At 37.6% G+C, this 12,947-nt stretch carries 14 protein-coding genes; 12 read left to right on the forward strand and 2 right to left on the reverse strand.

The genetic code is table 11. From position 1 onward, the window contains the following. The first annotated feature begins 2 nt into the window (after positions 1–2). The 6 genes from AC3A54_RS24900 to AC3A54_RS24925 all read left to right on the forward strand — a co-directional run bounded on the left by AC3A54_RS24900 (position 3) and on the right by AC3A54_RS24925 (position 5,396). Positions 3–416, forward strand: a complete 414-nt coding sequence (locus AC3A54_RS24900; RefSeq protein WP_309861909.1) for a hypothetical protein — start codon at positions 3–5, stop codon at positions 414–416. Between the two features lie 96 nt (positions 417–512). Beyond that, positions 513–647 carry an RAxF-45 family protein gene (locus tag AC3A54_RS24905; protein ID WP_308083702.1) on the forward strand — a complete coding sequence of 45 codons (135 nt, stop codon included), beginning with the start codon at positions 513–515 and terminating at the stop codon, positions 645–647. A gap of 155 nt (positions 648–802) precedes the next feature. Further along, entirely contained in the window at positions 803–2,683 is a 1,881-nt protein-coding gene (abc-f, locus tag AC3A54_RS24910) for a ribosomal protection-like ABC-F family protein (protein WP_487656596.1), read from the forward strand. 149 nt (positions 2,684–2,832) lie between these two features. Beyond that, positions 2,833–4,128, forward strand: a complete 1,296-nt coding sequence (locus AC3A54_RS24915) for a Na+/H+ antiporter NhaC family protein (RefSeq protein ID WP_487656597.1) — start codon at positions 2,833–2,835, stop codon at positions 4,126–4,128. Positions 4,129–4,243: 115 nt separating this feature from the next. Continuing rightward, on the forward strand, positions 4,244–4,828 hold the full coding sequence (locus AC3A54_RS24920; RefSeq protein ID WP_487656598.1) for a YitT family protein: 585 nt from the start codon (positions 4,244–4,246) through the stop codon (positions 4,826–4,828). Positions 4,829–4,889: 61 nt separating this feature from the next. Then, entirely contained in the window at positions 4,890–5,396 is a 507-nt protein-coding gene (locus tag AC3A54_RS24925) for a mismatch-specific DNA-glycosylase (RefSeq protein WP_487656599.1), read from the forward strand. Positions 5,397–5,435: 39 nt separating this feature from the next. Here AC3A54_RS24925 and shc read toward each other — a convergent pair whose 3' ends face one another. Beyond that, a complete protein-coding gene (gene shc / locus AC3A54_RS24930) occupies positions 5,436–7,301 on the reverse strand; it encodes a squalene--hopene cyclase (protein ID WP_487656600.1) in 1,866 nt (621 codons plus the stop codon). A gap of 81 nt (positions 7,302–7,382) precedes the next feature. Between shc and AC3A54_RS24935 the strand changes: the two genes are divergently transcribed. The 6 genes from AC3A54_RS24935 (at position 7,383) to AC3A54_RS24960 (ending at position 12,248) form a co-directional block, all read left to right on the forward strand. Further along, positions 7,383–8,510: a DUF2515 domain-containing protein gene (locus tag AC3A54_RS24935; RefSeq protein ID WP_487656601.1), complete on the forward strand. Its 1,128-nt coding sequence runs from the start codon at positions 7,383–7,385 to the stop codon at positions 8,508–8,510. Further along, positions 8,437–8,889, forward strand: a complete 453-nt coding sequence (locus AC3A54_RS24940; RefSeq protein WP_487656602.1) for a CBO0543 family protein — start codon at positions 8,437–8,439, stop codon at positions 8,887–8,889. Before AC3A54_RS24935 ends, AC3A54_RS24940 begins: the two co-directional genes overlap by 74 nt. Before the next feature lie 241 nt (positions 8,890–9,130). Further along, positions 9,131–9,571: a peptidylprolyl isomerase gene (locus tag AC3A54_RS24945; RefSeq protein WP_309861928.1), complete on the forward strand. Its 441-nt coding sequence runs from the start codon at positions 9,131–9,133 to the stop codon at positions 9,569–9,571. 132 nt (positions 9,572–9,703) lie between these two features. Next, entirely contained in the window at positions 9,704–10,492 is a 789-nt protein-coding gene (locus AC3A54_RS24950) for a divergent polysaccharide deacetylase family protein (RefSeq protein ID WP_487656603.1), read from the forward strand. 128 nt (positions 10,493–10,620) lie between these two features. After that, positions 10,621–11,376, forward strand: a complete 756-nt coding sequence (locus AC3A54_RS24955; protein WP_487656604.1) for an exodeoxyribonuclease III — start codon at positions 10,621–10,623, stop codon at positions 11,374–11,376. A gap of 101 nt (positions 11,377–11,477) precedes the next feature. Further along, complete coding sequence (locus AC3A54_RS24960; protein WP_487656605.1) at positions 11,478–12,248, forward strand: class I SAM-dependent methyltransferase; 771 nt, start codon at positions 11,478–11,480, stop codon at positions 12,246–12,248. 237 nt (positions 12,249–12,485) lie between these two features. Here the strand turns inward: AC3A54_RS24960 and AC3A54_RS24965 are convergent, their stop codons facing one another. Beyond that, complete coding sequence (locus tag AC3A54_RS24965) at positions 12,486–12,623, reverse strand: hypothetical protein (RefSeq protein WP_335548314.1); 138 nt, start codon at positions 12,621–12,623, stop codon at positions 12,486–12,488. Positions 12,624–12,947: the final 324 nt, after the last annotated feature.

The raw sequence follows: 12,947 nt of genomic DNA on the forward strand, positions 1-12,947 counted from the left end.
ACATGAATAGGGTCGGGAAATACGCAATCAGTGAAGTAGTCGATGATTTGGAGCTAATGAATATGGTTTTTGAACTCCCTGAAAAGGATAAAATGATTATGTGGTCGGAGGGCTATATCGATCATGTTATCGGAAAATTGCCCGAATATGCCCGTGACATCTTAGAGAATCGAAAAGAAAAGTGGGAAGACACGAAAGAATTTTACGAAAAGAACCTAGAAGAAATTGTAAACCAAAAGGAGTTCAAACAAATGTTAAAGGGTGAACGGAAGGAGTTCGCCCTTTTCGTAAAGGAGCAATATCCAGAATATCAATCATTGTTATTTCTAATTTACGATAGGAACTTAAAGGACGATGACTTGAGAAAGTTTGTATACCGGAGAAGGTTTGGAGCAAATAAACGGTATCTACATTAGGAGTTTTGAGGAAATAGTCTGAAAAAATAGGCTTGCAATTATTACGGAAAAAAATTACAATGAATTTAACTTGATTGGAAACGGAGGTGTGAAGAGATGAAACGTTCTATTTTTGTTCGCGTGCAATGGCTTGAAGCGCTATATTTTTGTCGCGCGATTTTTCATGATGTGGTTTCCAAAGGGGGAAGTCTGCCCTTTTATAGAAACTGCATAATGAATTTAGAACGATAACACATCTCTTTACCCACAATAAATAGGTATAAGAGAGTGCATCGCCCGCACTCTTTTTTCATGCTTATTTTTAGGCCGCGGGATGGCAAGATGCCCGTGGCCTTTTTATATAAAGAGAGTGTTCATCTTAATTATCAATTAAAAGGAGAACGAACATGATCATTTGTAGTGTAAATCATATAGCAAAATCCTATGGTGGAAATCTGATTTTTAAAGACGTATCATTTGAGATTCTTGAAGGAAGCCGGATTGGACTCGTCGGCCGTAATGGTGGCGGAAAAACAACCTTAATGAAATTATTAGCTAATCAAGAAACAGTGGATGAAGGTGTCATCCATTGGAAAAAAGGGTTGAAAATTGGATATTTGGCACAGATTCCTGACTATAAAAGCCTAACGGTTAAGGAAGTTTTAAAAACTGCTTTTGCCCAATTAATAGATGTTGAAACAAAACTTCAGCAATTAGAAATAGAAATGGGGCAGGAAATCGCTCCACCTCATTTGCAAAGGCTAATGGATCAGTATGGAAAACTTCAGGATGATTTTATAGTAAATGGCGGCTATGAAATGGACGCTCAATTGGAGCGGATTGCAAACGGCCTCAATATTACCAGACTCCTTGACAAAGACTTCTCATCTCTAAGCGGCGGCGAGAAAACGAAGGTAGGTCTTGGTTTAAGCTTACTAATTAATCCCGATCTCCTACTACTCGATGAACCAACCAACCATTTAGATCTTAAGGCAATTGAATGGCTGGGAACATTCCTTAATGAATTTAAGGGAACAATCATTCTTATCTCGCATGACCGTTACTTTTTAGATGAAGTAGTTAATAAAGTACTGGAAATGGAAGATGGAGAAGTTGATTTGTATCATACGAATTTCAGTGGTTATGTAAAGGAGAAAGAAGAGCGGTTATTAAGAGAATTTCAAGAGTATCAGGAACAACAACGAAAAATTAAAAAAATGAAAGAAGCAATCAAGCGGCTTCGCGATTGGGCCAATCGATCCAATCCTCCGAGCGCTGCACTTCATAAACGTGCAACCAATATGCAAAGGGCACTTGACCGAATCGAAAAACTAGAACGTCCGAAGATTGATGTGAAGAAAATGGCGATCGACTTTGAGGCCAATGACCGCAGCGGGAAAGATGTAATCGTTCTTGAGGAGGTATCTAAGGCATATGGTAATCGCACCCTTTTCGAAAATGTAAACATGTTTGTTCAATATAAAGACCGAGTGGCGATTGTCGGTGAAAACGGAACGGGAAAATCGACGCTATTAAAAATGATCTTAAAGCAAATAGAAGCAGATAAAGGAATTGTCAAGGTAGGAAGCAATGTTAAATTGGGCTATTTATCACAGCATGTCTTTGGGGATATTGGTGATGAATCGTTAATTGACGTTTTTCGATCTGAAGTTGTGGTAAACGAAGGAGAAGCCCGTCATATTTTAGCCCGATTCTTGTTTTACGGACCTGCTGTATTTCGGAAAGTAAATCAGCTTAGCGGTGGTGAGAGAATGAGGCTAAGACTGGCGCAGTTGATGTATCAGGATATTAATCTGCTGATATTGGATGAACCAACGAACCATTTAGATATTGATTCGTGTGAAGTACTTGAAGAAGCACTTGAACAATTTAACGGTACGATTTTAGCTGTTTCCCATGACCGTTATTTCCTTAATAAATTATTTAACAAAATCTATTGGCTTCAGAATGGTACAGTTCACTTTTTTGATGGAAATTACAACTGGGCAAAAGAGAAATTGCTGGAATTTGAAACAAAACAAGTTTATAAATCACCCACCATTACTCCAAAACCACCTCTACAAGGAAAAAAAGGAGAAGAGAAGGGTACGGTGAAGGTGGAAGACATCGAGGAGAGAATAGAGAAAATTGAATCGGAGCTACACCAGCTTAAAAAAATGCTTGAGGAAGAAAGCGAGCTCAATTTCCTGCAAAAAATTTATTTGGAAATAGAAAATAAGGAAAATGAACGAGACCAACTATACACCTTGCTAGATGAAGTTGTGTAACCTTTTAGGATGTATGGGGCCGCTAATTTATGCGGCTCTATTTTTTTTGTTAGGGACTTTTCGATTGCCGAAATTTTTCTTATAATTAGTAATGTTCTTTATTTGAAAGCGGTGATCTTATCGAAGCTAAATTTACTGTTACGCAAGTTTTGTTACTACTTATTGTTACAATTTCAGGGGTCATCTGGTCTGTCAGTTTTCATTACCCTCTTGTTGCTGGTTTTTTTCCGGGATATGTAATATTAGTCGTACTTGCAAGAAAAAAATATAACTCTTTAAGAGTTATACTTCAAATTAGTGTGACAGGAATCCAAAAAACAAAAATTGTCATTATTATCCTTTCTTTAGTTAGTCTTTTACTACCTTCATGGTATTTAGCAGGCACGATTGATCAGATGGTTAAGATTGCACTTTACCTAATTAATCCACACCATTTCATTATACTGTCATTTTTGGTTGCCATGTTTTTCTCGATGCTTCTTGGTACAACAGTTGGGACGTTAAGTGCGATTGGCATCCCTATTTTAGGCACTGCTGCAGTCCTTCACCTTCCAATTGAAATAGTCGCAGGTGCATTGGTGTCTGGTGCTTTTGTCGGTGATCGAACATCGCCGTTTTCAAGCAGTCATCAATTATTATCACATACTGTTGAAGTGCCGGTAAAAAAACAGTGGAAAGCTATGCTATTGACTACGATTATAGCCATAGGAATTTGTTTTAGTATATATGGCCTTTTGGACCTTTTTTATTCAAATAATATAGCAATAAAATCAAATACATTTGCTTGGGGTGATCTATCAGTGATTACATTCATTCCACCCCTTGTATTAATTGGATTTGTGGTTTGTCGCTTCAGTATCATTTATGCATTCCTTTCTAGTATTCTATCAGCTGCGATGATTGCTTTAGCAAAAGGGATCATCTTTTCAAAAATCAGCGCGGCCTTTTGGTTTGGAATTAATGGTCTTGGAGGAGGGTTCGTGCATATGTATGAGCTGCTCCTATTCCTTGCCTTGGCTGGTGCCTATAATGGTTTATTAGAAGAGTTGAATGTCATTCAGCCTTATTTAGATCAATGGCTCCAGTCTTCACGTTCCTTATTTGGTGACACGATGAAAACTCTATTAGCAACGTTACTAATTAGCGTCATAGCCGCAAATCAAACATTGCCAATTATCTTAACAGGAAGATCCTTTCTACCACATTGGTCAAAAAAATATGGGAACGAAGAATTGGCTAGAGTGATGGGTGATTCAACGATGTTATTTCCAGGGATGGTCCCATGGAGCGTCCTTGCCATCATGTGTAGTACGATTGTAGGGTTACCCCTGATTGATTATCTACCTTATGCATTCTTTTTATGGGGGTTGCCGTTTATAACGATTCTTTTTTCCTTAATCAAACAATTAGTAACACGGAAAAATAAACGTGTAACTGTTGCATAAAAGTGAAGTCATTAGGGCTTCGATTTTCATTGATCATAGCTGTGAATCCGATCGAATGATTTCCTAATTATTATCATATAAGTGATAGTAAAGTATTTGGACAAGGAATGATTTAATGCTAAAAAAATTGGCTATTATCGGATTCGGCAGTACTATGCTAGGAATAGGTATTAATGGTTTTATTCTTCCTTTTCATCTAATTAATGGGGGGATATTTGGCATTAGTCTATTAGTTAAGTATTTATTAGGTTTTAAAGCAGGACTTACTTTTATTCTTCTCAATATCCCAGTGTATATGTTTGCCTACAAATCTAATCGAATGTATTTTTATAACGGATTACTCGGTGCGGTACTGTCTGGGGTTATGATTGAATTATTACTTCCCTTGAACGGAAGATTCCATTTATCCATTTTAAGTAGTGTAATCGTTGGGTCCATCATCATTGGGATTGGTGTTGGGGTAATGTTAAGAAATCATATTAGTCCTGGTGGTATGGATTTACTTGCTTTATTAATCTCTAAATGGTCTAAAATAAATGTGGGTGTCATTATGGTTGTAATGGATGGCATGATTATTCTAACTGGGCTTGTTTTACTCCAAAATGCTAGACTATTATATTCATTGTTGGTCATTTCAATTGTGGGTTTACTTGCAACCATTATTACCTCATATCCCCGCGTGCATTCAAATACCCTTTAATAACAAATAATTGTGGTAAAATGGGGGAGTCTACCAATGATAGTTGTATAAGGAGATTTATATGAAACCTATTAGTGACCACTTAAAGGAAGAATTAAGCATCCTGTTTGTAGGTTTTAACCCAAGTATCCGCTCTAGTGAGGTAGGGCATCACTATGCTAATCCAAATAACCGGTTTTGGAGAATTTTATTCGAAGCGGGGATTACCCCGCGGAAATTTGAGGCAGAGGAAGATGCACAACTTTTAGAATTAGGGTACGGGTTAACCAATATTGTCGAACGGCCAACGAAAGCAGCGGATGAAATAACGAAGGATGAGTACGAAGAGGGAAGAAAAATATTAAAACGGAAAATCGAACAACTTAAACCTAAACTAGTTTGCTTTGTTGGAAAGGGTGTATACCAGCAGTATAGCGGTTGTAAGGCCGTACCATGGGGCGCTCAAAAGGTGTCTGTCGTACCAGGAACAATTGATTTTGTAGCTTCATCTTCGAGCGGACTAGTTAGAATGAAAATGGATGAAATTGTAGAGATCTATAAACAGTTGACTAAATTAATCGTTAAATAAAAACATCGACGGAAATAGTTTACCGTCGATGTTTTATTTTTAGGTGCCAAATTTTTTATGATAGTGTGACAGGGCTAAGAGTGGGAAAATATAGCGATAACTATGGTAGTGAATATATAACCCCCCCGCCATCCCTTGTCCTTTTGGATAGGAAGTAGTCCAATCTTCTTTTTCGAGTGATTCAAGTAAATAGTTGATCCCTTTTTTTATATCAAATGTTGGTTTTTTTGAGGCAGAGATTAACGCGTCAAGTGCCCAGGAAGTATGTGTTAAGGTACTAGCATTTAATGGGATATATGTTTTCTTACTATCACTATGGCATGATTCTCCCCAACCCCCATCCGTATTTTGAATCTCATGTAACCAAGTGACAGCTTTTACAATAGAAGAATGATTGGAAGGAACCCCTGCGGATAATAACCCCGTAACTGCTGCCCACGTTCCGTAAATGTAACAAATCCCCCATCTACCATACCAGGATCCATCCGTATCTTGATTTCGTAGTAGCCATTGAATTCCTTGTTTGATAGAAGTGTGGTTTTTTGAAAGGTTAGTATAATTTCCGAAAAATTCAAGTGTACGGCCAGTGAGGTCGGCACTTGAAGGATCAGCAATCAAAAACTCTGCTTTTTCTATCGGAAGAAACTGTAGTAGTTTAGAATTGGTGTTCCTTTCAAAGGCTGGCCAGCCTCCATCATCATTGTGCATGGACAAGACCCAATTTATTCCGCGTTCCCAAGCCGCTGCTACAGTGGGGACCAGTCTCGAAAGTGATCGTAAAGAAGTTGTTGTATCATCGACATCAGGATTAATTGTATTTATATCGGAAAACCCCCACCCCCCGGGCATCGTTCTTGGGTTATGGACCACCCAATCTCCGAATTTATCGTGCTGTCGTTCAAGAAGATATTGATTGGCCTTTTGAACCATCGCGTCGCTTACGGTAATCCCCGCTGATTGTAAGCTATAGCTTATCAAAGAAGTGTTCCACACATTGGCAGTTGTATATTGCATATGTGGCTTTCCATTAATTTCGCATTGCATCGACTTAATTCCGGCTATTGCCTTTGTAATAATTGGGTCGCTCTTTTTGTATCCAAGAGACAATAGAGCAAAAATCATTAAAAAAGTACTGCTGTAATAGCTATAAAAGGTGCCGTCAGGCTCAATTCGGTCAAGCATATACTTTTTCGCTCGATCAAGGGCCAATTGGTGAAGCTGTTCGGGTAAGCCGAGTAAACTTTTCACACCTTCCTCAATAAACGAGTATAAAGAACGATAGTCTTGTGAGCGGCTCCATTCGTTTTTACTATTTCGTTGTAAATATAAATGAGATAGGTCGGGACTGTACTGCGTTTTTATTGAAAACTGCTTATCTGTTAATACCATGATTGGAGTAAGGTTAGCCCTTCCGAAAATTGAAAAGGAATAATAATTAATAGGAAAGTTTAAGGGTAATAGGATTACTTCAATGGGGAGTAGAGAATAGGCAGGCCACTTGTATTGTCCCGTTATTGCGAGCATTATTTTTGTGAACATACTAACTTCTTCTAAACCGCCTTTAGATAATATGAATTTTTGGGCTGTCATAAGTCGTTTATCCTCTTTATCAATCAATCCCGAATAAACACAAGCATAGTAGGCTTCAACCGTTGCAGATAGGTTTCCATCGCCCTCATCATAAAAAAGTTTCCAGGCTCCATTTTTTTCTTGTTTGTTAATAATTCTCTTTACCAAACCCTGAATTAAATCTTCATCATTTATTGACAATGTCCGTAATAAAATGATGGTATAAGCATCAGTTGAAATACCTGTCTCAAATGGATAGTCCCATGAGCCATCGGGAGATTGGTCATGTCTAAGTCGTTCAATAATCCAATCCATACCCTTTCTCGTATCAGTCATTTTAGATTCACATCCCTCTCCCAAAAATTTTTCTCATCTATACATATTCTCATCTAGGCTAGAGAATTCGTAAGGGAGGTAATGTCTATCTTTTTATCAAGAAATCGAGAAAAAACAGTGATAGAAAGCATAACCCAAGAATTAAAAAAGAAAAAGAATTTTCCGCACTCTACGTCCAAACTATTAAAAAGTGAACAAGCCCTTTTAGAAAAAGTAAGAATTAAAACACAAGAAATGAATATCAACAATGTGACCAGAACAAAGGCCTACTTTGACTTCTACCTTCAATTTCCCGACATTCATTGGGCATTTCTTGCGCATATGGTTTCTCGGAATGGCGGATGGAACATGACAGACTTGCAAGGGGAATTTTTAACCCGGTTAATGTCTAGTAAAGAGAGAACATTATTTTTCAGCTTTTTAGAAAGAAGCAATTGGCTTATTTTTCAAGATGCTTATCCGCAATTACTGATCTATCAGGAAAGCGTGAAACAAAATAGGTCGCTATTTTACTTATTTCCTTACTTAAATATATCCACCTTCATGGAAACAATTTGGAAATATTTTTGGAAGAATAAAGACCGCTTTATTCTGACGATTGCCTTGATAATAAACGAACAAAACTATCTCGAAAGCAGGGTGGTCCAGAATCCGTATTATCAAAACAGTGTAATAAATAAAGTGGAATTTTTACTGCAGGACTTGCTTTCCTTTAACCAAATTCTCTTTCCGAGAGGAAAAACAAGTGTATCAGGCTTAACTGTCCATCAATTTGAATCATTAAATAAGCGGATACTAATCGGGAAAAAGCTATATACCATTCTGTTTAAAGAAAAAGAGGCTCTTAAAAAATCGGTTGAATGGGCAAACACCCATCCACATACAGGTTCAAGAAAAGATTACTGGCCGCATCTCTTTAATAATGTAAATGAGGGAATTCCTGGATTTGCCTATCAGCCAAGATTAAATTCTTGTCAGCTCAGGCCTAGAGCGAGAAAAATATATAGTCCGTCATTAGAAAATGCTTGGAAAAATGTAAACCATGAGGATGCAGAAAAAGGAGATTGGTTTATAGATTGGCGCGTGGTTGACTATTTCACAGAGAGTAATGAAATGATTAATGGGGAGATAAAAAATGAATACTGTAAAACACTTGAACAACTCGAGCTTGCAGTCCTTGCAAAAAAGGCGATTCACTTTTTGGAATAAAAAATATATTGTACCTATGGTACTTGCTACCCTCCTTGGGACCTTTTTGGATATATTCCTTGTGTGTAAGCAGCTATATGAATTTCCAATAAGACCACTTCCCGAGATTTTTTCAATCAATGTTTTCTACTCATTCATTGGGTTGCCCATCCTTGTTTTCATTTTTTTACGCACAATATCGCAGGTAAATAAGTGGGGGAGAGTAGGAATCATTCTTTTTGTTAGTCTATTGGTGGCTATTGTTGAAAAATTAGCAGAAGTATTAGGTTTAGTCGTCCATTCAGCAAGGTGGGAACACCTTTACACATTTTTGGGTTATATGTTTTTCTTAACGGTGATTTCTTTCTCTCATGATTGGTTCGATAAAGGAAAGGGGTAATAGAAAAGGCCGGAACAAATGTCCCGGCCTTTTCTGATGCCGACAAATGTGGCACCAGCCCCTTCCGTCCGTACAGTGGTTAAGTGTCCCGCAACAAGAGAATGTTCGGAAGGGGTAAAGATAGTTTAACACAAAGTTAGTGAAAATATAAATAGGCGATGAAAAAATGAGGTAGCAAACTTTCTTTTATTTTTCAAAAAGTGTATGATAAAAATGATTTTTACATAAAGGAGTGTTTTTAATGGCTAAAAAAGGATACATATTGATGGAAAATGGAGAAAAGATTGAATTTGATTTATTCCCGAACGAAGCTCCTGGCACAGTAGCTAACTTTGAAAAATTAGCAAACGAAGGCTTTTACAATGATGTAGTCTTTCACCGAGTTATTCCTGGTTTTGTAAGTCAGGGGGGAGACCCAACTGGTACTGGTATGGGTGGTCCTGGATACACAATCAACTGTGAAACAGAAGGAAATCCACACAAGCATGTTCCTGGCTCTTTATCAATGGCTCATGCAGGTAGAAATACAGGTGGTAGCCAATTCTTCATCGTTCATGAATCTCAGCCGCATTTAAATGGTGTTCACACAGTATTTGGTCAAGTGACATCAGGTCTTGAAACAGCAAAAGCAATGAGAAATGGCGACAAAATGGTAGAAGTTAAGGTATATGACGAAGAATAAACAATGTAGGGGGACTATCCAAGTCCTCCTTTTTTATTGTCTAAAAATCTAACATGAAAAATTTTGATAAGTTGTGGTAAGTAGACAAAAGAACGGGCAAATTAATTTCAAAGTTCACTTTTGGGGGTTGTCATGAAAAAGTTTGCTCTAGTTCTTATCCCAGCCATATTTCTTACGTTTCACTCAAACGCCCGAGCAGAAAATAAAGAACCGCCGAAACAATTCAAGGCGTCAATTATTATTGACGATTTTGGCGGAGGTACGGGTGGTGTAAGGGATTTCTTAGAAGGGGAGATTCCAATAACCGCTGCAGTCATGCCTTTCACTGAAAACTCAAAGCTACATGCCGAATGGGCTCATAAAAATGGTTTTGAAGTGATGATTCATTTACCTATGGAACCGAAAAGAGGAAAAAGGTCTTGGCTTGGTCCCAAGCCGATTACGGTCGATCTTTCACCTAAAGAGGTACGGAAGAGGGTAATAGAGGCGACTAAGAGTGTACCGTATGCAGTAGGTCTCAATAATCATATGGGCTCACTCGCCGTTGAAAATGAAGAAATCGTCCGTGCAATTGTTGAAGTAGCGAAAGAAAGAAAACTGTATATAATCGATAGTGGTACAAGTCCGAAATCGAAATTTCCAGAGATCGCAAAGGAGCTTGGTGTACCACTTCTAAAAAGAGATGTATTTTTAGATGACATTTCTTCATCTTCATATGTGCATAAACAAATGATCCGATTGGCTAGGGTTACCGAAATCCAAGGTAAAGGCATTGCCATCGGTCACGTTGGGGTAACGGGGAAAGTATGTTCTGTTGGTGTTTTCAGTTCTATTGAGGAATTTAAAAAACGAAATATAAAAATAGTTCCTGTCTCTGAGTTGTTTTCAAATAAATTAACTGAACAATATTTAGTACCATAATTAGGGCACCCTTGAAAGGTGCCTATTTATATTTCAAAACGTAGTTCTTTCCCTAAGCAACCCAAGCTGGTAAAATGACATCTACAACATAACATTGACATAAGCTAGCAAGGGAGAAGGAATTATATATGAAATTAGTTTCATGGAACGTGAACGGGATAAGAGCCTGTGTAAAAAAGGGATTTTTGGACTATTTTCAGGAAGTAGATGCAGATATCTTCTGTGTACAGGAAACTAAATTACAGGAAGGTCAAATTGACCTTGATTTAGAGGGATACCATCAATACTGGAATTATGCGATAAAAAAAGGGTACTCAGGTACAGCGGTTTTTACTAAAATGAAACCCTTGACTGTAAGATACGGGGTAGGTTCTGATGAAGGGGAAGGGGAAGGAAGGATACTTACCTTGGAGTTTGATAACTTCTACTTGGTTAATGTATATACACCAAACTCGCAAAGAGATCTTGCACGAATTTCCTATCGTTTGGATTGGGAGGACCGCATTTTTCAATATTTGAAGGAATTGAACGAAGTAAAGCCAGTTATTTTATGTGGGGATTTGAATGTTGCTCATCAAGAAATTGACTTACGCAATCCAAAATCTAACATTGGCAACTCTGGATTTACAGATGAAGAACGGGGGAAAATGACTGCGTTACTTCAAGCGGGTTTTGTAGATAGCTACCGCCATTTTTATCCGGACCAAGAGGGGGCTTATACATGGTGGTCATACATGAATAAAGTCCGTGAAAGGAATATAGGATGGAGAATCGATTACTTTATCGTTTCTGAAACATTGAGAGAGAGATTAAAGCTGGCTGATATTCATTCAGATATTATGGGAAGCGACCATTGTCCCGTAGTATTAGAAATTAATGAATAATCATAACAATTTCTTATTGTAAATCATAAAATAACCGTTATTTTCTTTATGGAGTATGTGTTTTATAGTCTATTTAAGAAGGAAATGACGGAGGGATAAAAATGGATACTAAAAAAGATGTGCAACAGCAGTTTGGCAAAAGTGCCGACTCTTATGTAAGCAGCCCAATTCACAAAGAGGGCAAAGACCTGCAAAAACTATTGCAAATGGTGACCGCCACAGGAGAAGAAGAATTACTCGATGTGGCAACAGGTGGTGGACACACAGCAAATGCCTTTGCTTCGATAGTAAAAAATATTACATCAGTTGATCTGACACCAGAGATGCTTGTTGCTGCAGAAAATTTTATAAAGGGAAATGGACATCAAAATGTTCGGTTCTTACAAGCGGATGCGGAGAACCTTCCATTTTCTAATGAAGCATTTGATATTGTAACCTGTCGGATAGCACCGCACCATTTTCCAAATGTAAATCAGTTTATTAAAGAAGTATACCGTGTACTTAAACCAACCGGGCAATTTTTACTCGATGATAATGTCGTTCCGGAAGAGGATCTCTTTGATCATTTCTATAATGCTATTGAAAAAAGAAGAGATTACAGTCATTTCAGAGCTTGGAAGAAAAGCGAGTGGCTTCGTATGCTTGAATTAGCGGGTTTTGAAATATATGAATGGCATCGGTTTGAAAAAACATTTCGGTTTGATCCTTGGTGCAAACGTATGAATTTATCACAAGATGAAAGAGATAAACTAACTGAATACATTCAAGGGTCAGATCCAAAAGTAAAAGATAAATTTCGGATTGTTATTGAGGAACATCAAGTTGTTTCTTTTCAAGGGGAAGCAATCGTTTTAAAAGCAATTAAAAGGTAAAAAAAGCCCTTTGCAAGTTTCTGGCCTTGCAAAGGGCTTTTTAAATGGTAGGCTGTGTTAAGAACAGTGTTGATTTTTTACCCTGTTGATTGGAGCGGAAGGCGCGAAGACTCCTGTGGGAGTACGGTTCAGGGGAGACCCCGCAGGCGCAAGCGCCGAGGAGGCTCGCCGAAACGCCCACGGAAAGCGAAGCGCATGGAGCGGAAATCAACAGACATGTCTAACAGAGCCTAATGGTTAAATGTCGTTAAGTGCTGTTCCGATTACATCAAATTCAGGTAACTTTTCACCTTGAGTTGAGTTCTCTAATGAACCTTGGTCTAAAGAATTCGTTAATCCACTTTCTTCTTCTTTTTTATGAGAATACGCACTCATTATAGAAACACTCCTTTACGACATGATTTACTAAATATTTTTTCCTATATATGATTTTCTAACCATAATGAAATTTATTGTTGACGAGATAGCTCTAGGATAGTATTATAATCATTGTCGCTGCTACAAATTGTTGAAGAATACTTAAATAAAGATAAAAAAACAATTTGAAAGAAGTTGACATTCTAGTGTATATTATGCTAGAATAATAAATGTCGCTGATTGATAGATTAATAGAAAAAGCGAAATTGTTCTTTGAAAACTAAACAAACAAAAACGTCAACAAACAAAAAATATTAGTTTCTTATGAAACTAAGCCAACGT

The sequence above is a fragment of the Neobacillus sp. Soil_C_43 genome (genome assembly GCF_057656715.1).